The organism is Microcoleus sp. LAD1_D3 (genome assembly GCF_036702135.1).
GTDB lineage: Bacteria > Cyanobacteriota > Cyanobacteriia > Cyanobacteriales > Microcoleaceae > Microcoleus.
On record NZ_JAUBSB010000004.1, the window covers coordinates 89,491 to 111,549 of the forward strand.

At 46.9% G+C, this 22,059-nt stretch carries 17 protein-coding genes; 12 read left to right on the top strand and 5 right to left on the bottom strand.

Annotation, left to right across the window (positions count from 1 at the left end; all coding sequences use genetic code 11):
- Nucleotides 1–72: 72 nt before the first annotated feature.
- The gene (locus tag QUA74_RS03335; RefSeq protein ID WP_333324927.1) at nt 73–1,725 is read right to left on the bottom strand and encodes an NAD(P)H-hydrate dehydratase; all 1,653 of its coding nucleotides are present in this window, start codon (nt 1,723–1,725) and stop codon (nt 73–75) included.
- A 115-nt stretch (nt 1,726–1,840) separates the two neighbouring features.
- On the opposite strand from QUA74_RS03335, the gene mnmA reads away from it, so the two are divergent.
- Nucleotides 1,841–2,932: a tRNA 2-thiouridine(34) synthase MnmA gene (mnmA, locus tag QUA74_RS03340; RefSeq protein ID WP_333324930.1), complete on the top strand. Its 1,092-nt coding sequence runs from the start codon at nt 1,841–1,843 to the stop codon at nt 2,930–2,932.
- A gap of 285 nt (nt 2,933–3,217) precedes the next feature.
- On the opposite strand, the gene QUA74_RS03345 is transcribed toward mnmA, so the two are convergent.
- A complete protein-coding gene (locus QUA74_RS03345) occupies nt 3,218–3,802 on the bottom strand; it encodes a hypothetical protein (protein WP_333324932.1) in 585 nt (194 codons plus the stop codon).
- 565 nt (nt 3,803–4,367) lie between these two features.
- Here QUA74_RS03345 and QUA74_RS03350 point away from each other — a divergent pair.
- From QUA74_RS03350 to QUA74_RS03390, 9 genes are all read left to right on the top strand, one after another.
- The gene (locus tag QUA74_RS03350) at nt 4,368–6,311 is read left to right on the top strand and encodes a PP2C family protein-serine/threonine phosphatase (RefSeq protein ID WP_333324933.1); all 1,944 of its coding nucleotides are present in this window, start codon (nt 4,368–4,370) and stop codon (nt 6,309–6,311) included.
- A 76-nt stretch (nt 6,312–6,387) separates the two neighbouring features.
- A complete protein-coding gene (locus QUA74_RS03355) occupies nt 6,388–6,966 on the top strand; it encodes a DUF6272 family protein (RefSeq protein WP_333324935.1) in 579 nt (192 codons plus the stop codon).
- Between the two features lie 46 nt (nt 6,967–7,012).
- Nucleotides 7,013–7,357, top strand: coding sequence for a slr1659 superfamily regulator (locus QUA74_RS03360; protein ID WP_333324937.1), 345 nt, complete (start codon nt 7,013–7,015; stop codon nt 7,355–7,357).
- A 70-nt stretch (nt 7,358–7,427) separates the two neighbouring features.
- Nucleotides 7,428–8,903: an adenylate/guanylate cyclase domain-containing protein gene (locus QUA74_RS03365; protein ID WP_333324939.1), complete on the top strand. Its 1,476-nt coding sequence runs from the start codon at nt 7,428–7,430 to the stop codon at nt 8,901–8,903.
- A 273-nt stretch (nt 8,904–9,176) separates the two neighbouring features.
- Nucleotides 9,177–9,329, top strand: coding sequence for a helix-turn-helix transcriptional regulator (locus QUA74_RS03370; RefSeq protein WP_333325132.1), 153 nt, complete (start codon nt 9,177–9,179; stop codon nt 9,327–9,329).
- 42 nt (nt 9,330–9,371) lie between these two features.
- Nucleotides 9,372–14,210 carry a PAS domain S-box protein gene (locus tag QUA74_RS03375; protein ID WP_333324941.1) on the top strand — a complete coding sequence of 1,613 codons (4,839 nt, stop codon included), beginning with the start codon at nt 9,372–9,374 and terminating at the stop codon, nt 14,208–14,210.
- Nucleotides 14,185–14,316, top strand: a complete 132-nt coding sequence (locus QUA74_RS03380; RefSeq protein ID WP_333324943.1) for a hypothetical protein — start codon at nt 14,185–14,187, stop codon at nt 14,314–14,316. Before QUA74_RS03375 ends, QUA74_RS03380 begins: the two co-directional genes overlap by 26 nt.
- Before the next feature lie 59 nt (nt 14,317–14,375).
- Nucleotides 14,376–16,025, top strand: a complete 1,650-nt coding sequence (locus tag QUA74_RS03385; RefSeq protein WP_333324945.1) for an ABC transporter substrate-binding protein — start codon at nt 14,376–14,378, stop codon at nt 16,023–16,025.
- 161 nt (nt 16,026–16,186) lie between these two features.
- A complete protein-coding gene (locus QUA74_RS03390; RefSeq protein WP_333324947.1) occupies nt 16,187–16,846 on the top strand; it encodes a pentapeptide repeat-containing protein in 660 nt (219 codons plus the stop codon).
- Nucleotides 16,847–17,181: 335 nt separating this feature from the next.
- Here QUA74_RS03390 and QUA74_RS03395 read toward each other — a convergent pair whose 3' ends face one another.
- Both QUA74_RS03395 and QUA74_RS03400 read right to left on the bottom strand, forming a co-directional pair.
- Entirely contained in the window at nt 17,182–17,562 is a 381-nt protein-coding gene (locus tag QUA74_RS03395; RefSeq protein ID WP_445251617.1) for a cupin domain-containing protein, read from the bottom strand.
- 85 nt (nt 17,563–17,647) lie between these two features.
- Nucleotides 17,648–17,851 carry a hypothetical protein gene (locus tag QUA74_RS03400; RefSeq protein WP_333324949.1) on the bottom strand — a complete coding sequence of 68 codons (204 nt, stop codon included), beginning with the start codon at nt 17,849–17,851 and terminating at the stop codon, nt 17,648–17,650.
- A 509-nt stretch (nt 17,852–18,360) separates the two neighbouring features.
- Here QUA74_RS03400 and QUA74_RS03405 point away from each other — a divergent pair.
- Together QUA74_RS03405 and QUA74_RS03410 are read left to right on the top strand one after the other, a co-directional pair.
- Complete coding sequence (locus QUA74_RS03405) at nt 18,361–18,537, top strand: hypothetical protein (protein ID WP_333324951.1); 177 nt, start codon at nt 18,361–18,363, stop codon at nt 18,535–18,537.
- Nucleotides 18,510–19,013, top strand: a complete 504-nt coding sequence (locus QUA74_RS03410) for a YetF domain-containing protein (RefSeq protein ID WP_333324953.1) — start codon at nt 18,510–18,512, stop codon at nt 19,011–19,013. Before QUA74_RS03405 ends, QUA74_RS03410 begins: the two co-directional genes overlap by 28 nt.
- Nucleotides 19,014–19,175: 162 nt before the next feature.
- On the opposite strand, the gene acnB is transcribed toward QUA74_RS03410, so the two are convergent.
- Nucleotides 19,176–21,791, bottom strand: coding sequence for a bifunctional aconitate hydratase 2/2-methylisocitrate dehydratase (gene acnB, locus QUA74_RS03415; protein WP_333324955.1), 2,616 nt, complete (start codon nt 21,789–21,791; stop codon nt 19,176–19,178).
- Nucleotides 21,792–22,059 lie beyond the last annotated feature (268 nt).

Sequence of the window (22,059 nt, forward strand, 5' to 3'; positions counted from 1 at the left end):
CTAAGGTGCGCGGTGCACACCTACCAAATACAAAGATGCGGGGTACGGACCCTACCAACTCACGTTGATTGTTTACTTAGCAAACTCTCGCAAAGCTGGAATTAAATACTGTGTCAAAGTAAAAGCATCTACTCCTAATTCCGTCCGTTCTTTGGCTGCCATGATTCCGGCTTGAGCGTGCCACCAAGCTGCTGTTGCAGCAACTGATTTAGGGGGGGATTTGCGGGCGATCGCAGTTGCTAATAATCCCCCTAACAAGCCGGTCAAAACGTCGCCGCTGCCGCCTCTGGCGAGGGCTGGGGTGCTTTCGGGATTGAGGTAGGTGATAGTACGTGAAGCGTAGCTATCCCGTAGGGAATCGTCCTCATCCTTCCAACTTATGCACACTCTGGCTCCTTTGAGCAATATCGTTGCACCGCAAAGCTGAGCTGCTGCTTGAGTTGCCGCAATTCGATCATCGCCGGTTTCGTCGGCTAATTCGGGAAATAAACGCTTGAATTCGCCCGGATGAGGCGTGATAATTGTCAGTGCACAGCGTTCGGACAAAATCGGGACTGTGCCGAGTTGAGCGAGGATATTTAAACCGTCAGCATCTAAAACCAGAGGTCGATCGCTCTCCAGTAAAGATTCTACAGCTATTGCGGCTTCCAATGTCAGACCTGGCCCTGCGGCGATCGCATCATAAGAACTCAAATCAATTGCTACTGGCAACTCGCTAATTGCACCGCTTTGGGTTTCGGGACATCCTATAACTAATGCCTCTGGCAACTGACTGCTCAACATCGGTTTAATCGACTCAGGAACGGCAATTGAGAGCATTCCGATGCCGCTGGCTCTTGCTCCCAAGGCTGCCAAAATTGCGGCTCCGCTGTAGCGGCGGGAACCTGCAATAATTAGTAAGTGACCGTTGGTGTATTTGTGCGAAATTGGCGATCGGGGTAACGGCAAATGGTGAGTTGCCGATGCTTTTGTAATGCGTTGTATTGCTGGCGAATCGCCCAATATTGCTGCAATATCTGCTGCCGGAATATCAAAATCAATTAACTCTGACGTGCCGATATATTCTAACGCTCTGTCTTGCAGAAATGCCATTTTCCACAAACCCAAACATAATGTATGTTTTGCCCTAATTGCCGTCCCCAAAACTTCTCCGGTATCTGTATGAATTCCCGATGGAATGTCTATACTTAAAATGGGAATATTTAAGTTCTTTATTTCGTCAATGGCTGCGGCAGTGGCGTTAGTAATTTCTCGTTCTAATCCAAAGCCAAATAAACCATCTACGAGCAAAGTGCAGTTTTTCAGATTTTCAATTTTATCAACAAATGGAATATTTAAATAACGCGCATAATCAGAGTGATTTTTTGTTAGTTCTTTGAGTTTAGAAAACGGACAGTAAACAACTACTTGGAATCCTTGAAAGTGCAATTCGCGCGCAACAACCAAAGCATCGCCGCCGTTGTGTCCGGGCCCAACCAATACGCCGATAACTGGCAATTGAGAATTAACAATATTTTTCCCTTCTGGGCTTTTCCCTCTATCCGTTAAATCCCGTACACTGCTAGTTGCTGAACTTCCTTCTGCTTTCAAAAGCGCCTGAATGCGTCTAGCAATCAGTCCCGCGACTTTTTCCATTAAAGCTGCGACTGGCATTCCAGCAGCAAAGATTCTGGTTTCTATTTGCCGCATTTGGTCGGCGGTGACAACAAATTTTTGAATAGTCATATTAGTGCTAAAATTTCAGCTAACAGCAGCAGTGGCAAGTTGTAGTATCTTTGTGGTATAATAAATTAGCTCGATCGAACGAAGTAACAGTAAAATAGCAATTTCTCTCCGAATCATGAACAAGATTGTTGTAGGCCTCTCCGGCGGGGTCGATAGTTCCGCAGCAGCCGCAATTTTACACCATCAGGGATATGAAGTGGTGGGTTTAACGCTGTGGTTGATGAAGGGCAAAGGTCAGTGCTGCTCTGAGGGAATGGTCGATGCAGCTAAAATTTGCGAAGATTTGGGCGTTCCCCACCACATTGTTGACAGCCGCGAGGTCTTTCAGGCAAGTATTGTCGATTATTTGGTGGAGGGTTACAGCGCAGGAGTTACGCCTTTGCCTTGTTCCCAGTGCAATAAAACTGTGAAGTTCGGGCCAATGCTTAAGTATGCTCGCGAAGAACTCGGAATTGAAAAAATCGCTACAGGACACTACGCTCGGATTACTTACGATACTGCTACAGGTCGCTATCAGTTGCTGCGGGCGATCGACCCTGCGAAAGATCAGTCTTATTTCCTGTACGATCTAACACAGGATTTGTTGGCGGGTACGGAGTTTCCTTTGGGGGAAATTACCAAGACAGAAACTCGCAGAATTGCGGCGGAATTTGGCTTGACAACTGCTGATAAGCCGGAAAGTCAGGATTTGTGCTTGGTAGAAAGTAACGGTTCGATGCGGGCTTTTCTGGATAAGTACATTGCGCCGCAAAAGGGTGACATTGTGGACAAGTCAGGGCGGGTGCTTGGACAGCACGACGGTGTGCACCACTACACCATCGGCCAGCGGAAGGGACTCGGTATTGCTGCACCCGAACCGCTGTATGTGATTGAACTCGATGCTGCTGGCAATCGGGTAATTGTGGGCGATCGACAGTTGGCAGTAGAATCTGAGTGTACAGTCCAGAAAGTGAATTGGGTTTCTGTGGCTGCACCGACGGCTCCGATTCGGGCTCAGGTACAGATTCGATATCGATCGCACCCCGTCCCGGCTACAATTATTCCTGTAGAATCCTCCCAAGCAGAGGAAAAAGTCGGCGGTACAAGAGTTAAGTTGATTTTTGACGAACCGCAGTTGAGCATTACCCCCGGACAAGCGGCTGTTTGGTATGACGGGGATGTGCTGTTGGGCGGCGGCATCATCGAAAGAAACCAACTCCCAAATTAAAGCAAGGGGCGGGCTAGAAGCCCACCCCACAAGAAAGCACCCACAAAAAACTCACTCTTTGTGGAACAGGCATCTTGCCTGTTTATGATCCCCACCCCCTACTGCCCACTCTTTATGGAACAGGCATCTTGCCTGTTTGTGATCCCCACCCCCTACTGCCCACTCTTTGTGGAACAGGCATCTTGCCTGTTTGTGATCCCCACCCACAAAAAAATTCACTCTTTGTGGAACAGGCATCTTGCCTGTTCCAAAAGGAAACTTATATTTCATTTCACAGGGGTACATTTACCTAACTAGCTTTTTTTCCAAACGCAACACATTTCCCCTAGCATTAGTACGGTAAACCCAAGTTTGGCTACCATCAGAAACCACAACCCGCCAACCTTCGACAATCATTTGACCGCAAACTTCATCCGCTTTCGCGAGTCCTAAACAAGTATTCGGCCAACTTTGTCCGCTCGATTCAATTACTTTCAACTTGTCAGCAGCAATGCCAGTGGAGTCCGACAACTCTTGGCGAACGGCTGCTGCCACGGTTGCGGGCAATTGTTTCGGGGGATTTTGGCGCGTACCCTCGGCCAAATTGCCCGGTTCGGAAATTAGACTATTGAGTGCAAATACCGAATAGCTGATTTTTGGGGACACCGCCGCTGAGGAAAATTGCTGCGCGGTTTGCTGCTGTTGGCTTTCCAACTGGCCGAGGGAATGTTTGAGAGCGCCCGCGTTAGCCACAGCGGTGTGTCTTAGCGCCGGATACATTTCCCATACCAGAATTCCTGTCAGCACCAAAGCCAAGATTACAGGATTGGGCTGCTTTTGGTCTCGGTTTTTATTTTTTTGAGATTTATTTTTGGAGATTCTTTTCATCATACGCCCTCTGCCTCACTTTACACAATGCGCGATCGCTCCTGAACACTCAACTGCAGATACTTATTTAGACACTATTGCTGGTGCTATTGGTTCCTTTGTGCAGAACCGACTTGACAGCAGGTTGCTGGTGCGGCGCAAGTATTTCTACTCGCTGCCGGCAGTTGTGTTTTGTGGAAACTTGCACTACCCAGTTATTACTTAATTTTTACTTTTTGTCTCAGGGTATTAAGAAAAATTTATGCTTAAGTAAATATTCTTAAAAGCCTCTAATCCCGCCCCCGAATTTCAGTACAAATTACTATTCTTCGTTCCAAAACTGCTAAACGTGTTTTAGACTGTGGGAGGCGAGCTGAGCCAAGGATATCACAGGGATGCCGCAAAATTTGTTGCAACAGGACGAAAACGCATTAGAAATTAAATCAGCGATAGCTAATTAATTATATTAGCATTGTGGTTTTCTAGAGCGATAGTCCCGGAAAATACTTTAGTAGCAAACGTTAGTTTTTTAGTACAATATTTTTGAAATCTCTCGATTATGAACAGAAAATCCTTAGGAATCCATTTAATGAATCGGCTGAGCTATCCTCAAAAATTTACCCTGATCGGTTTTCTATTTGCGATGCCGTTAACCTTGGTCATGTACCTGCTGATTTCCGAAATTAACAGCAGGGTTGATTTTGCCCAAAAAGAAATCTACGGTAATCAATACCTGCGCCCGCTGCGCCAGTTGAGAGAATACCTACCGAAACTGCAACTGTTAAATTATCAGGGTTTAAATCCCAATTTAAGCAATTCAGATATCAGGGCAAAGTTAGAAACTAAGATTGACGCGAACTTTCAATCCCTGGCAAATACCGATCGCCATTTAGGACAAATTTTAGTTTCTAGCGAGGAATTTAATAACATTTATCAAACTTGGCAAAATTTTAAACTTCGCCGCCGCCAGTGGAGTATAGAAACTTACGATATTGTGTATCACAAATTAGCATCTGACATTAATAGATTGAGCGCTCACGTCGGCGATACTTCCAATCTAATATTAGATCCAGATCTAGATACTTATTATTTGATGGATGCTACTTTGCTGAAGCTTCCTGAAATGCAAAAAATCTTGTCAGAGATTAGGCTGCTTTCTCAAAAAAGTAGCGCGCGTTCCGATGCCACCCCTGAAGAAAGAGCTAAACTGATTACTTTGGCAGGTCAATTGAGAGAACTTAATCAGGATTTAGCAATCAATATGGAGGTAGGATTTAGCAATAATCCTCACGGGAATCTGCGACAGAAATTAAGCGATCGTTTGAGAAAATTTAATTTGGTAGTAGAGCAGCTAACTGGGCAACTAGATAAACTGATTCATCCCACAGCTTTAGTGGAATATTATGCCTATCTTGATGGGAGCGAGCGAGTTATGGGTTCTAGTTTTGAACTGTGGGACGAAACTGTTAATGAATTAGACTTTTTGCTGCAAAAACGTATTGATATTTTTGTGAGAAAAAAAAGCATAATTGTTATTTTTGTGTTAATAACTTTAGCAATAGTTATTTATTTATTTGTATCTTTTTACATGGCAGTTATGCAAACTGTATTTGTGCTAGACGAAGCGTCAAAAAAGATGGCAAGCGGCAATCTAGACCACAAAATCATTTTGGATAACAGAGATGAACTCGGGCAAGTTGTGGGTGCGTTTAACAAGATTGCCGATGCCTTAGTTGGTGCAAATCAAGAAATTACTGTTCTCAACGATCGCCTAAAAGCTGAAAATATGCGAATGAGCGCCGAACTAGACGTTACTCGCAAGATTCAGCAGATGCTGCTGCCGAAAGACCGAGAACTAAACGAAGTTGTGGGCTTAGATATTGCGGGATTTATGGAGGCTGCTGAGGAAGTAGGCGGCGACTATTACGACGTACTCCAGCACGAAGGTAGAGTAAAAATTGGCATTGGCGACGTGACGGGACACGGATTGGAGAGCGGCGTTTTAATGATTATGGTTCAAACGGCAGTCCGAACTTTGCTCGCTTACAATGAATCAGACCCGGTTAAATTTTTAAGCGCTATTAACAGTGTAATTTACGATAACATCCAGCGGATGAAATGCGACAAAAACGCTAGCCTTGCCTTGCTCGACTATCAGCAGGGAATGCTGAAGTTGAGTGGCCAGCACGAAGAAATGATTGTAGTGCGGTCTAACGGTTGTGTAGAGCGGTTTGATACGATCGATTTGGGTTTCCCGATCGGACTGGATGCAGATATTGCTGAATTTGTTGCTGAAACAATTGTGCAGTTGTATTCAGGAGATGTGGTAGTGCTGTACACTGACGGGATTACGGAAGCTAAAAACATGGATAAACTGCTTTATGGTTTAGAGCGGTTAATTAAGGTAATAGAGATTAATTCGCAGCGTTCGGTTGCCGAAATCAGGCACGCTGTAATTAAGGACGTGCGATCGCACATCGGCGAACAAAAAATTTTTGACGACATCACGTTGCTGGTACTCAAACAAAAATAACTACTTGGATATCCCTTCTAAAGTTTAAAATATATTCAGTGATCCCCTCATCTCAAACTTTAGCTCTCACATCGATATGACTCAGATTTTCGGCGATTTCATCGAGCAGCCTGCTAGCCAAGAATACTTAATAATTGGATTTTCTCCGAGTTCGGTTCCTCTCAAGCAGCGGTGGCGGAACAACGGTTTGTCGGCGGATTTTCTGGCTGACTACCTGACGACTTTTTTTCCGGGCAACCAAGATGAACCCTCGACAATTGAAAGACAAGCTGAAATAAAAAGCGCTGTTAGCTACATTGCAAATGAGTTATTGGAAAATGCCATGAAGTTTAATGATGAAACCTCGGAGTACCCGATCGATATTAAATTGCAATTAGACAGCGACGGAGTGATTTTCTCAGTTGCTAACAGCATCTCTCCCCAAGCTGTGGACAAGTTTCAGGCTTATATTCAACAGTTGCTGGCCTCGGAACCCAGCGAACTTTACATTCAGCGGTTGGAAAAAAATGCTGCTGACGAAAGCTGTACCAATTCTGGATTGGGTTTGTTGACCATGCTCACCGATTATACCGCCAAACTTGGCTGGAAGTTCCAGACCGTGCACAAAGACCCGGAAGTAATTGCGGTGACAACTATGGTGCAATTAACAGTATAAGCAACGCGGGCGATCGATAATATCTAAGGGACTTTTTTTTGTGGGTATGGAAATTAATACAGAAGATTACCAGATCTGTTACGATCCAGCAACGGCAACCGTGAGTTTTCTTGGATCTCTAAGACTGAGCGGGCCTGCGGAGTACGCGCCGATAGCGCAGTTGCTGACCCAGGTTGCCGACGTGGAACCGACGAAAATTACCCTCAATTTGCAGCAGTTAGAATTTTTGAACAGTTCTGGCATCAATATGCTATCGAAGTTTATTATCGAGGTACGCAAAACAGCCAGGGTGCAAATAGCGGTACAAGGCTCTCAAAGCATCGGTTGGCACGGTAAATCTTTGAGGAATTTCCAGCGCCTGATGCCTGGTTTGCAGTTGGATTTTCTATAGAAACACGATTACTTTTAGGGTGCGAGCTGTAGAGCAATTTTTTGTTAGTCGAGGCGCAAATTCTCGGGTTATGCTGGAAGAACAACCATCTAGAGAACAGCTACTTTTAGAGATAGAAAGATTGCGCCAGCAAGTGGAAGACTTGAAGGAGGAAAAAGCGGATCTGGAAATCTTGCTGGAAACTACTGCTGAACATTCCGATACGGTTGAAACTGAGTTGCGATCTCGCGCATTGGAGGCGGTGCGGGAAGGCGAAAACAAGCTGGCTCAATTTCTGGAAGCGATTCCGGTTGGCGTGGCCGTACTCGATTCTCAAGGCAGACCTTACTACGTCAATCACGCCGGACAGCAGTTATTCGGTCAAGGGGTTTTGCCGTTAAATGCAGTTGATGATTTGTCAGAAAGTTATCAAATTTATATCGCGGGAACTGATACTATTTACCCTTCCGAAAAATTGCCTATCGTCCGAGCTTTGAGGGGCGAAAGCGCGACGGCTGATGATATGGAGATTCATCAACCAGACAAGAAAATACCCCTTGAAACTTGGGGAACGCCAATTTTTGACGAGGGTGGCAAAGTTGCTTTTGCGATCGCAGTTTTTCAAGATGTCACGGAACGCAAACAAGCTGAAGCCGACCGCCATAAATTTATTAAGAAACTATTTGAACTCAATAAAGATTTGGAAAAAGCCCTGGAGGCCGAATCAGAATTAACTGATGCCTACGGGCGATTCGTGCCGCATCAATTTCTGAATTTGTTGGGATATGAAAGTATTATGGATGTCAATTTAGGCGACCAAGTGCAGGCGGAAATGTCGGTGCTGTTTGCGGATATCCGCGACTTCACGACGCTTTCGGAAACTATGACGCCGCAAGAAAATTTTAATTTTATCAATGCTTACCTTTCGCGGATGGAGCCTGCTATTACTAGGAATAACGGCTTTATTGACAAATACATCGGCGATGCAATTATGGCTCTGTTTAGCGACTATGCAGATGATGCCGTGAAAGCGGGTATTGCGATGCTAAATATCCTGACTGATTACAACCAACACCGTCAAAGTGTCGGCTACATCCCGATTCAAATTGGCATTGGTATCAATTCTGGTTCTTTGATGCTGGGGACAGTCGGGGGTAAAAGCCGAATGGACAGCACTGTGATTAGCGATGCTGTTAATTTAGCATCTCGTATTGAAGGATTGACCAAAGATTACGGCGTCCCTCTGTTAATTTCTCAGCAGACTTTGGAACGGTTGCGAAATCAGAACGATTATGCTATTCGGATTGTGGATAAAGTACAGGTAAAAGGAAAATCTCAATATGTCGTAGTCTATGAGGTATTTGATGCAGATCCACCGGAAATTCTGTCGGCAAAGCTAGCAAATTTGCCTGTATATACTGAAGCTATGTTACTGTGCGAGCGCAAGGAGTTCCGAGAAGCTGGAAAATTGTTTGAAGAGTGTTTGCGAACAAATCCCAGCGATCAGGTAGCTCGCATTTACCTGAAACGCTGTCGGGATTGGCGATCGCTCCTCAAAGGAATTTAAAGCAACTTAGTCTATTTTAGATTTAAGATTGACTCCATATAGCAATCCTCGCATCATTTGTGAATTTCTTACTTTGTCAGAGCGGGTTCGGGGAGGGTTGGGGTGGGGTAAAAAATTTACGACTCCTGTAAGGATTGCTATATATCTTGAGAGAGATGACTGACCTCTGGAATCTGTCAAAGGTGTAAAATATAAACAGCTTTATGCCTGTTACTTCGGAGGCTTCTCAACATAGAGCGGCTTAGGGCGGAAAAACCAGCGATCGGTAATTTGGTGCGAGAACGGCGGCCAGCGCTGAACCTGTCTCAGAAAAAGTTGGCGGATGAATTAGGGATGACCTTTCCCACGATTAATCGTTGGAAAAATGGACACTCTAAGCCTTCTGGCTTGGAACTCAAGCAAATTTACATCTTGCTGGATGAGTAAGGCGCGGCGAGCAAGATATTTTTCGGATAAGGAGTACAAAGGGTGAGTTTTGAGGGAATCAACAGTATTTTCAGAGTTAGACTACTTCCCTATGGTGTGGCGACCCTCTCCGTGGCACTGGCACTGGGGCTAACGCGATTGCTTTTACCGTGGCTTTACCCCACCACGACGCCCCTGTTTTTCATCGCGGTGATTGTAAGTTCCTGGTATGGCAGTTTCGGGGCTGGGTTGCTGGCAACAATTTTATCCACGCTGGCAATCAACTATTTTTTTATTGAGCCGTTCTATTCCTTACAGATCGCTAATGTAGAGACAATTCTTCGGATCGGTATGTTTTCGATCGCCGCAGGATTGAGCGCTTCACTCAATCTATCGTGGCGCACTGCTATAAAAAATGCGAAAGCAGCCTTGCAAACTTTACAGGAGGCAAGGTCCCTAGAACAAAAGGCCCAGCTTCGGGGCCAAGTAGCACAAACTGCGGCGACTGCGGCAAAAGAACAGTTAGAAACCGTACTGTCTACCATCAACGATGGATTTTACATCCTCGATCGCGATTGGCGCTACACCTATGCCAACGATCGCTACTGTGAAATGGTTGGAATGCCGCGGTCAGCGATTCTGGGTGAGAACGTTTGGGAGTTATTTCCGGCAGCCGTTGACACCGATGCTTACGTGCAGTTTCATCGGGCAATGCGCGAACAAACGCCGCTCCAGTTTGATTATCTCTACTCACCTTGGAAAGGTTGGCATGACCATCGAATTTACCCTTCGCCCAGTGGGCTGACCGTTTTGCTTGCTGACATTACCGATCGCAAACAGGCAGAACTCATCCTAATCGAGCAGAAACGACTGCTGGAGTCGATCGCAGTCGGACAGCCCCTAGACGACTTTCTGGCTGCCGTGTGTGACTCAGTATCCAGGCTGAATCCGGATACCCGCGCGGGCTTCCTGCTAGCCGATGCTCAGCGGCTGACGTTTAAGAGATCCATTACTCCAGACTTTCCGCCGTCTTTTGGTGAAGGACTCCAAGGTGCTGCGATTAACGATTTGTGCATTGGAACCTGCGGCGAAGCAGTGTATAGCGGTCAGCCCGTGACCTGCGCCGACATTGCCAACGACGATCACTGGTCGCAAGCATGGCGAAATTTATGCGTGGATCATGGCATTCTAGCGTGTCATTCTCAGCCCGTGTTCAGGCAGGACAATCTACCTCTGGGGTCGCTGATGCTGTGCTTTAGCGAGGCGCGGATGCCGACGGATTGGGAGTATAAACTCGCCGAGTTCGGCACCCAAGTTGCCAGCATCGCCTTCGAGCGCGATCGAGCGTTCCAGGCGTTGCGTGAGAGCGAAGAACAACTCCGACTGGCTTCCGAAGGCGGCAATTTGGGTTTGTGGTATTGGGATCTGGAAACAGACACGCTGAGTTTGACGGACATAGCCAAGGCGATGTTTGGTTTACCCGTCAATACGGCAATGTCGATGCAGGTGTTTTTAGAAGCCGTGCATCACGACGATCGCCCATTCGTTCACACCGTCCTTACTGAGCTAAAAACGAATCAAGCGCATACTGAAATTGAGTATCGGACGCTGTGGGCAGATGGCACCGTTCGTTGGATTTTGGCAAAGGGCGATTGCGCCTACAACGCTGATGGCATCATAATTTCGACGCGGGGCGTATTAATCGACATCAGCCATCGTCAACAAGCCGAAGAAGCGTTGCGTCAAAGCGAAGAGCAGAGTCGCAACATTCTAGAGAGTATTGATGATGGATTCTTTTCCCTTGATGAGAATTGGCGTTTCACTTACGTGAATCGGTCAGCGGAAATTCTGCTAGACCGCACTGCAAGCGATCTGATTGGGAAGAAGGTGTGGGAAGAATTCCCCGGACTCAATGGCAGCGAGTTTGAGCGGGTTTATCGGCGTGTGGCAAACGAGCGCGTGGCTTTATCAGTCACGGCGTTTTATCCCTATCACGATCGGTGGTATGACGTTCGCACCTACCCTGCCGCGAACGGGATTACCATTTATTTCCGAAATGTCACCGATCGAAAACTGGCAGAGGAGGTATTGCAACAACGAGAAGCAGAACTTCGTTTAGTCACCAATGCCGTGCCTGCCTTGATTTCCTTTGTAGACTCAGACCAGCGCTATCGCTTCAACAATCGAGCATATGAAGAATGGTTTGGACATCCGGCAACGGAAATCTATGGCAAGCACCTCCAAGAGGTTTTAGGCGAAACTGGCTATGAAGGGATTCGTCCTTATGTTGAGCAAGTCTTGGCAGGAGAGGAAGTGACCTTTGAAAGCCAAATTTCCTACAAAGATGGTGGAACCCGTTATATCAATGCGACCTATGTTCCCCGCTTCAATAGCCAGGGAAAAGTTGAAGGGTTTGTAGCACTGGTCAACGATATCACCGATCGCAAACAAGCCGAAGCCACACTACGGGAGAGTGAGGCACGGTTCCGGCTGATGGCAGATGCCGCCCCGGTGCTGATTTGGATGGCCCGCACCGATAAACTCTGTAATTACTTCAACCTCCCGTGGCTAAACTTTACCGGACGGACGATCGAGCAAGAAAGTGGCAATGGTTGGACAGAAGGAGTCCACCCCGACGACCTCGATCGCTCTTTAGACACCTATGTGACTGCCTTTGATGCCCGTCAACCGTTCAAGATGGAATATCGCTTGAAACGCTGTGATGGCATATACCGTTGGGTTATGAATCAAGCTGTTCCTCGCTACGGATTGGAAGACCAGTTCTTGGGCTACATCGGCTCCTGTGTTGATATTGAAGACCACAAACAAGCTGAGGAAGCCCTGCGCGAGAGTGAATCCCGCCTCCGTCTGATCATTGAAAGCGCTAAAGATTATGCCATCTTCGCCATCGACCTTAACGGCATCATTGCCAGTTGGAACTCAGGGGCAGAAAGGTTGTTGGGCTATACCGAGACAGAAGCAATTGGTTGCTCGATTCGGATGATCTTCACGCCCGAAGATAACGAACAAGGACAAGCCGAGTACGAGAGGCAAACGGCTCTACTGCAAGGACGGGCCGAAGACGAACGCTGGCACGTCTGCAAAGATGGGAATCGCTTTTGGGCCAGTGGATTGATGATGCCCCTGCTTAATGAAGCGGATTGTCCGCAGGGATTTGTCAAAATTATGCAGGACAAGACCGCACAACGGCAAGCAAGTGAGCGACTGCAATTGCTGTATGAAACTACCCGCGATCTTTTGAAGACAGAACAGCCTCTGGCTTTGATGCACGCGCTATTCAGCAAACTTTCAGTGCAACTCGATCTGCATTGTTACTACAACTTCATGGTGGAAGAAAAAGACAACCAGCCGATGCTGCATTTGAGAAACTACGAGGGCATCTCTGAAGAAAGGGCGCACGGGATCGCCTGGATCGAATTAGGGGAATATCTCTGTGGATTGGTTGCCCAAACGCAGCAGCAAGTTGTCTTGAGTCAAGCCCAACTTTCAACTCATCCGAATGCTAAAGCCGTCTGTGAAATGGGCATCACGGCTTACGCGGGTCAACCGTTAATCTCTCAAGGGCGGTTATTAGGAACGCTCTCATTTGGCAGTTTGACTCGGACGCACTTTACGCCTGCTGAAATCGAGCTGCTGCGATCGACCTGTGACCAAATCGCGATCGCTCTGGAACGGGCAAACCTGAACGCTTCACTCCAGCAGCAAGCGGAACAGCTAAGGCAGGCAAATCGGATCAAGGATGAGTTCTTAGCGGTACTTTCTCATGAATTGCGATCGCCCCTCAATCCTATTTTGGGGTGGTCAAAGCTGCTGCAAACTGGCAAGCTGGATGCGGCCAAAACTGCACAGGCGTTAGCGACGATCGAACGCAATGCCAAGCTGCAAACTGAATTGATTGAAGATTTGCTTGATGTCTCGAAAATTCTCCAAGGCAAGCTCAGTCTTAATATTCGTCCAGTCGATTTAGCTTTAACTGTGGAATCGGCGATCGAAACTGTCAATTTGGCTGCTGTTGCCAAATCCATTGATATTCGGACTGTGTTAGATCCTCAGATCGGACAAATTTTGGGGGATTCGGGCCGTTTGCAGCAGATTGTCTGGAATCTTGTTTCCAATGCGGTCAAATTCACCTCAGCCGGGGGGCGCGTTGAGGTGAATTTGACTCGTGTTGGCAATCACGCTCAAATTACTGTGGCGGATACAGGGATTGGCATCGCACGGGAGTTTTTACCCTACGTGTTTGACTACTTCCGGCAAAAAGATGGCGCGACAACCCGCAACTTTGGTGGCTTGGGATTGGGGCTGGCGATCGTGCGGCATCTAGTCGAACTGCACGGTGGCAACGTTGGGGCAGAGAGCCAGGGTGAAGGGCTAGGGGCAACCTTTACCGTAAGACTGCCCCTATCAGGGAAGGTAAAGGGACAAGAAAACTCTCTTGCAGGACTTTCGGAACGATCGACTGCGGATGAACAGTTATCTGGGATGCGGATACTTGTGGTAGATGATGAGCCGGATATGCGAGAGTTGATTTCCTTTTTGCTAGAAGATGCAGGTGCAGAGGTACTGACTATTGCTGTCCCTCAAGAAGCCGTGACAGCGTTGACTAATTTCCAGCCCGATGTCCTGTTGAGCGACATTGGAATGCCGGGGATGGATGGCTATATGCTGTTGCAGCAAGTGCGAGCTCTGCCGCCCGAACGGGGTGGGCTGATTCCGGCGATCGCCCTGACTGCCTATGCGGGCGAGTTTAATCAACAGCAAGCTTTGCAAGCTGGATTTCACCGACATCTGGCAAAGCCGATCGAACCGGATCAATTAATTAAGACGATCGCCGCACTTCTTAGCAAGAACACTGATGACCCCGCAAGCTATAAAGAGTGAGCCGAAGGATCTCAAACCGATCGAACATCACCAAGCTTTTAAGTTGCTGTGGTTAGGCAGCGATATTTGTATTACAGGAGAATTTATCAATAAATCCGGTTTCTAGTCTAATAGTGCGTAAGTCCTGATAATATAATCAATAATTTGGAGTGTCAAAAAAAGACGATGGGAATTAACAAGCAGCAGCCTAGAATACATATAAAACCTTCAGTGATTAAAGCGATAGCTCTGTTCTGTCTGTGCTGCTTGTTAACTGCAAGTTGTGGACAAAGAACACGTCCATCGGTCACTGCGAGCGGCGAAAATGCTAATAACCGCGTTACTATTGGCACAACCTTGAAGTTGCGGACGATCGACCCTGCGGACGCTTACGAAATTATATCAGGGCAATTGCTGCAAAATTTGGGCGACACTCTCTATACTTACAAGTCGGGAACTACTGAGTTAATCCCCCATTTAGCTACAGCAATGCCAAAAGTTAGCCAAGACGGATTGACATATACAATCCCCTTGCGTCAAGGCGTTATTTTTCACGACGACACACCGTTTAACGCCGCAGCAATGGAGTTTTCCTTGCAGCGGTTTATCAAAAATGGCGGTCGTCCGGCTTTCTTGTTGAGTGATGCAGTAGAATCTGTGAAAGCGACGGGCGAATACGAATTAACTTTTCAACTCAAAAAGCCTTTTGCTGCTTTTCCTTCCCTGTTGACATTCGCTGGTAGTTGTGCAGTTTCTCCAAAAGCTTACGAGATTGGGGAGGGTAAATTTAAACCCGATACGTTTGTGGGAACGGGACGCTACAAGTTGGCGAAGTACGGCAGCGATTCTCTCAAGTTTGACGTGTTTGACAAGTATTGGGGGGAAAAGCCCGCTAATCAAGGAATTGACCTGTTGCTGCTTTCTAGTTCCTCAAATTTGTTCAATAGTTTTCGGACTGGTGCAGTTGATGTGGCTTATTTGTCTCTGGATGCAGACCAAGTTCAAAGCTTGGACGAGGGAGCAAAACAAGGGAAATGGCAGGAAATCGCGGGGGAAAGTAGTACAGTTAGTTACATGACGCTGAATACCAAGTCTAAACCGCTGGATAAGTTAGAAGTGAGACAGGCGATCGCTGCTGCGATGGATCGCCCCCTGATTAATGAGCGGGTACTGCGGGGACAAGCACAACCGCTTTACAGCCTGATTCCCACAACCTTCGACGTTCAAAAACCAGTTTTTAAAGAACTGTACGGCGATGCCAACAGCGCAAAGGCTAAGGAACTTTTAACGAAAGCGGGATACTCGGCAGCAAATCCTTTTGTTCTGCAACTTTGGTATCCTTCAGCTTCCACAAAACGAGCTTTAGTGGCGAGTACGATCGAGGCGCAAGCTAAACTCAAAATGGACGGGATAATGCAGGTAGAAATTAACAGCGTTGAATCTCCGACTTTGTTTCAAAACATAGAGAAGGGTATTTATCCTGCGGTTTTAGTGGATTGGTACGCCGACTTTTTCGATGCCGACAATTACATTCAGCCGTTTTTGGATTGTGCCACGGGTTCTGCCGCCGGGGGCTGTGAAAAGGGTGCTAGTCAAGGTCAGGGTTCGTTTTATTATAGCGATCGGGTAAATCAACTGATCGACAAGCAACGAAAAGAAGCAAACCCCCAAACCCGCAAAGCCCTGTTTGCCGAAATTCAAGACATACTGGGTCAAGATGTACCTTTCATCCCTCTTTGGCAGGATAAGGACTATACTTTTGCTCAGAACAGCATTACCGGCGTCCGTCTCGAACCGACGCAATCTTTTCCTTTTTGGTTCCTGAAAAAGCAATAATTCTTTACAAGAATTTCTAGGAGTTGAAACGTCAATAATTATTGCATAGTTTGTGCACAATAGGGTGATGATTGTCACAGTTTATCAAAGAGACTGATCACCCTAACCTCTTTAATGATGTGGGATATTATTAAAAGAGAGATATTGCTGAGGGTGGGTATATGAAACTTGGAATTTTAACAACAACAGGGCTGCTAATTGCGATGGGGTTGGCATCGGGAGTAAAGGCAGAAAACGTATCCCACGTCAAGCAATTATTAGAAACTAAAAAATGTAGCCAATGTGACTTGACAGGAGCGCAGCTTGCTGGTATGAATCTGAGCGGGGCAGATTTGAGCGGTGCGAATCTCAGAGGTGCAAATTTGAATGGTGCAAATTTGGACGAAGCCAAACTGAACGAAGCAAATCTGAAACAAGCTAAATTGCAAGGTGCGAGTTTAATTGGGGCTAAAATGCACGGGGCTAATTTGGAGGGTGCTGATTTGAGTCGCGCTAATCTGAGTCTGGCAGGTTTAGTGATTGCCACTTTGAAAAATACCAACCTCACCAGCGCTAATTTAATCGGCGCTAATTTAGAAAGTGCCAATTTGGCGGGTGCGAACCTGAAAAATGCTCGTCAGTCTGTAGCGAATTTAGCTAATGTCAGCCTCAGAGGTGGCAGTTTGTCGGGAATGGACGTACAGGGAGTCAACTTGCGGGATGCAAATTTGACTAATGCAAATTTGCATGGTGCAAATTTGAACGGTTCGGACTTGACTGGTGCTAATTTAAAGAATGCCAATATGGCAAATGTAGATTTGAAAAACGCTTCTTTGCCGTAGGACGATCGCCAATTGCTATATCAAATTCTGGTGCTTAACAAGCTTAATATAACAAGGTAGGGGCAATTCTGAAATTGCCCCTACAGTTTTAATTGTAGGATTTATCTTGTTTCCGATCGCTGCGTAGGTCAATCGATTTTAGATTTTAGATTTTAGATTAAAGAATTGAAGCATTGACCCCACGGATAAATTCGGGGGGCAAGTTTCATCGAATACAGGTTTTTTATTTCTCGACGGATGAATCCGGGGGCTTGTATCCTGGATGATGAAGGTCATGGTTCGGTGTGCGACGCTTTTCCCTGGCCTCTGCGATTGTTTCATATTTTGATGTCGGATTAATCTTCCTCGTGAGCATCTAGGGCAAAGCGGATAATGTCATCATCGCCGAGGTATTCGCCATTTTGGATTTCAATCATCACCAGGGGAATAACGCCGGGATTTTCTACGCGATGAGCAGTATTCATCGGAACGTAGGTTGACTGTTTCTGCATGAGAATCGTCTCTTTGTCGTCGCAGATAACTTTAGCGGTACCGGAGACGACTACCCAGTGCTCGCTGCGGTGATAGTGCATTTGGGTGCTGATGTGATGCCCCGGCTTGACTTCAATGCGATTGATCTTGTAACGATCGCCCGCGTCTATGACTGTAACTTGACCCCAGTAGCGGGTTTGTGTGCGATCGTCAATTTTTTCGCTTGTCTCCACTGTTTCCACCATCCTGTTTATCTCGCCAACGGTGTCTGTAAAAATATCTTTAGTTGAAAGTATAGCAGGGATAGGGTAAGTGCGATCGATTTAAACATTACTCAATTAGCCGCCACTCGCGAGCATCAACAAATTGCGACCAATGCCCCACATTTTTTGTAGCAATTATCAACTCATGCCCTTCATTTGCTACCGAAATGGGCTGAGCTGCCAAAATCACGTCTGCCTCAAGTGCCTTGGGGTCAGCAGTTGGTCTTACTCTCCGTCGTGCTTGCGCCCACAACTGTGCCACCAGAAGCATTGTTTTTGTGGAAAATAGGAAGGTAGCTAATCGCTGTTTTGAGTTGGTCAAACCGTGATATACCAGCCATTTAGTCCGCACGAATTAACTCGCGACGCACCTCATAATCAGCGCTTTTAGGTAACACGGCTTCCTAGCCTCTGTCTGGCAAAAAGTCTAACCAAAAATGATCTCAAGTAAATTCGGCCAGTATTCTTTGGGGAGTTTCTCAATTTCCCGAACTAGCCAAGGCATAGAACTTTCTGAGGCTAAAACAGAATTAGCTTGACAAGATTCGCTTTCTTTACCCTGTTATGAGGTAGCTGGGGATGCTTGGGGAGATGAAGCAAATCTAGCTTGCGGGAGTTCGGTTCCTTTGATTTGGTCTGTCAGAATTATCTGCCTTTTATTCATTCATATTGTAGTCGATCGCGACTTACGCACGTGGAGGTCAGAAACCCGGTTTTTTTGCATCCAGGACTGCATTAACAAGGTGCATTCGATCGCAAAATCCCAATAATCGCCCCAAAATGAAAGTCGGATGCACCCTACAACTTGACATCGACCCTTCTGCTACACTGACAATGGAAACTAACAGAGCCCGCGACATCAAGCAGACGAAGCATCTAGCACTGGCGCAGCAGCAAAGTGCCCAAAATCATAACGGCGAAATAAAAATATGTTTGTTGACAATTGGTTTGAATTGATTCGGATTTTGACGATCGGCGTTTCCGCTTACGTCGTGCTGATTTGTTTGTTGCTAGTCTCCGGCAAGCGAACTCTGTCGAAGTGGAATGCCTTCGATTTCATCGTTACCATCGCCCTCGGTTCGACGCTGGCGACTGTCATCATGTCAAAAGACGTTTCGCTCGTCGAGGGCATTTTCGGACTAGGCTTACTCATCGGGCTGCAATTCATCGTCACGTGGCTTGCGGTGCGGGTAAAGTGGGTAAAAAATCTCATCAAAGCCGAACCTACTATGCTGCTCAGCCAAGGCCAATTTCTGCCTGTGGCGATGCGGCAGCAGCGCGTGGGTGAATCGGAAATTCGGGCGGCGATTCGGGGGACTGGCAGCGCGTCGATCGAAGAAATCGAAGCAGTCGTGCTGGAAACCGACGGCAGCATGAGCGTTGTCAAAAAATCTCCGAACAATTCGCGATCGGCTCTCAAAGATGTAGCTTAGTCGATCTTTAAATTCAATGGATGCTCGAATTATTTGTGAGCTTGCCATTGACAGTTAAAGATAGTCTCTACAGGAATTACGATCGATGGACGGGCTCTGATATTAATAATTTTATAAACAAAAGGCTTATAAACAAAAGGCGGGCAATTGCCCGCCTTTTACTTACTTGCTCAACACACCATCTGGAATTCCCAAAATATCCTCAATTCGAGGCATATCTTCCAAAGCAATCACTCTGCCTTCATCCTCAAAACCAGCAATTTGATCGAAATTCAAATACCGATACAAATCACCAGCAAAAGGATCGATTCTCTTCGACACAACGTCATTGTATTCTTGGACTGTAGGAATGCGACCTAACAGCGAACAAACGGCCGCCAATTCCGCCGAACCGAGATAAACTTGTGCATCTTTGCCCATGCGGTTGTTAAAGTTACGAGTAGAAGTTGAAAAAACCGTTGTCGCATCTTTAACCCGTGCTTGATTGCCCATACAAAGACTGCAACCGGGCATTTCTGTACGCGCTCCAGCAGCTCCAAAAATGCTGTAATAACCTTCTTCTTTGAGTTGCTGTTCGTCCATCCGAGTTGGCGGACAAATCCACAGGCGAGTTTTCACTTCTCCTGCACCTTCCAACACCTTCGCAGTGGCGCGGTAGTGACCGATATTCGTCATGCAGGAACCGACAAATACTTCGTCAACCCGATCGCCCGCAACCTCACTCAACAACTTAACATTATCCGGGTCATTCGGAGCAGCCACAATTGGCTCTTTAATCTCGTTTAAATCGATCTCAATTATCTCCACATATTCCGCATCAGCATCAGCCTCCAGCAGTACCGGATTTGCCAGCCATTCCTCCATCTTCGCTACCCGGCGCATCATCGTCCGCGCATCTTGATAGCCCCGCGCCACCATGTTTTTCAGCAGCGCGACATTGGAACGAATGTACTCGGAAACAGTCTCCACACTCAATTTAATCGTGCATCCGGCGCAAGAACGCTCGGCGGAGGCATCGGTCAATTCAAAAGCCTGCTCGACCTTCAAATCGGGCAAACCTTCAATCTCCATAATCCGCCCAGAAAAGACATTTTTCTTATTCTGTTTCGAGACTGTCAGCAAACCTTTTTGAATGGCTACATAGGGAATTGCATTCACAACATCCCTGAGCGTTACTCCCGGCTGCAATTCACCTTTAAACCGCACTAAAACTGATTCCGGCATATCCAAAGGCATGACGCCCAATGCCGCAGCAAATGCCACCAATCCCGAACCCGCAGGAAAGGAAATTCCTAAAGGAAAACGAGTGTGAGAATCGCCGCCAGTTCCCACTGTATCTGGCAATAACATTCGGTTCAGCCAAGAGTGAATAATGCCGTCTCCGGGACGCAAAGCTATGCCGGCGCGCTCTGCCATGAAATCGGGCAATTCATGGTGAGTTTTGACATCAACTGGTTTTGGATAAGCGGCGGTGTGGCAGAAACTTTGAATTACCAAATCGGCGCTAAATCCCAAACAAGCAAGTTCTTTCAATTCGTCCCGAGTCATCGGCCCGGTGGTATCTTGCGATCCGACTGTTGTCATGACTGGTTCGCAGGATGTACCGGGACGAACCCCGGACAAACCGCAAGCTTTGCCTACCATTTTTTGTGCTAAAGTGAAGCCTTTGCCCGTATCTACTGGGATTGTAGGGCGGGTAAAAATAGTGCTGGGTTCTAGTCCTAAAGCTGCGCGGGTTTTGTCGGTTAAAGTTCGTCCAATTAATAGGGGAATTCGGCCACCGGCGCGAACTTCGTCTAGAATTGTGTCGGGTTTGAGGGTGAATGTGGAGATAATTTCTCCGGCTTCATTGGTGATTTCGCCTTTGTAGGGATGGATGGTAATTACCATTCCTGTTTCCATTTTGGAGACATCGCATTCGATCGGCAAAGCGCCGGAATCTTCAGCGGTATTGAAGAAAATCGGGGCGATCGCACTTCCTAAAATATAACCGCCACTGCGCTTGTTCGGCACAAACGGAATATCATTGCCAATGTGCCACAGCACAGAATTAATCGCCGATTTTCGCGACGAACCAGTACCGACAACATCACCAACATAGGCTACGGGATGGCCTTTTTGCTTCAATTCTGCAATGGTTTGCAAAGCCCCTGGCATCTTACTTTCCAGCATCGCCAAAGCGTGTAGGGGAATGTCCGGCCGCGTGGTAGCATGAGGTGCGGGCGACAAGTCGTCAGTATTGGTTTCTCCAGGAACTTTGAAGACTGTAACGGTAATCGCTTCTGGCAACACAGGACGACCCGTAAACCACTCGGCATCCGCCCAAGAATCGACTACTTGTTTGGCGTAGGGATTGGTATCAGACAAAGCTATAACGTCGTGGAAAGCGTCGAATACTAACAGGGTTTTGCTCAGTGCCCGGGCGGCGGTGGCGGGAATGGCGACTTCGGCAGTGGGATTAAGTAAATCGATTAAAGATTGGACGTTGTAACCGCCCATCATTGTCCCCAGCAGGTAAACTGCCCATTTGGGAGCAATTAGGGGGCTGTGGATTTCGCCTTTAGCAATGCCAGTTAAAAAACCAGCTTTGACGTAGGCGGCGCTGTCTACTCCGGGCGGGACGCGATCGCGCAATAATTCTATTAAGGTTTCTTCTTCTGTTGCCGGCGGATTTTTCAGCAGTTCACACAGTTCCGACGTTTGCTGGGCGTCTAGCGGCAGGGGTGGAATTCCCTCATGGGCTCGTTCGGCAGCGGTACGGCGGTAAGATTCAAGCATTTCTCCTCTCTCCTGGGATAGTATTCGGTGGTTGTTTGTAGGTGACTTTACTTTTTAGATTAGGAGCTTCCGCTGCACATTGGGTAAAGTACCTCGCTCTTATCAAAACTTAACGCAACTTTAAAAACAGTAGATTGTCATACCAAAGACAGATGTGGTCTTTAACGGGAGAGCAGCGTATCAAACTTCAGCCGAGCAGTTTAGGGGCGTTGATTTGCATAGTTCTGGTTAAGATTAATGTGTTGTGGGCTACTGTAGATCCTCCTCT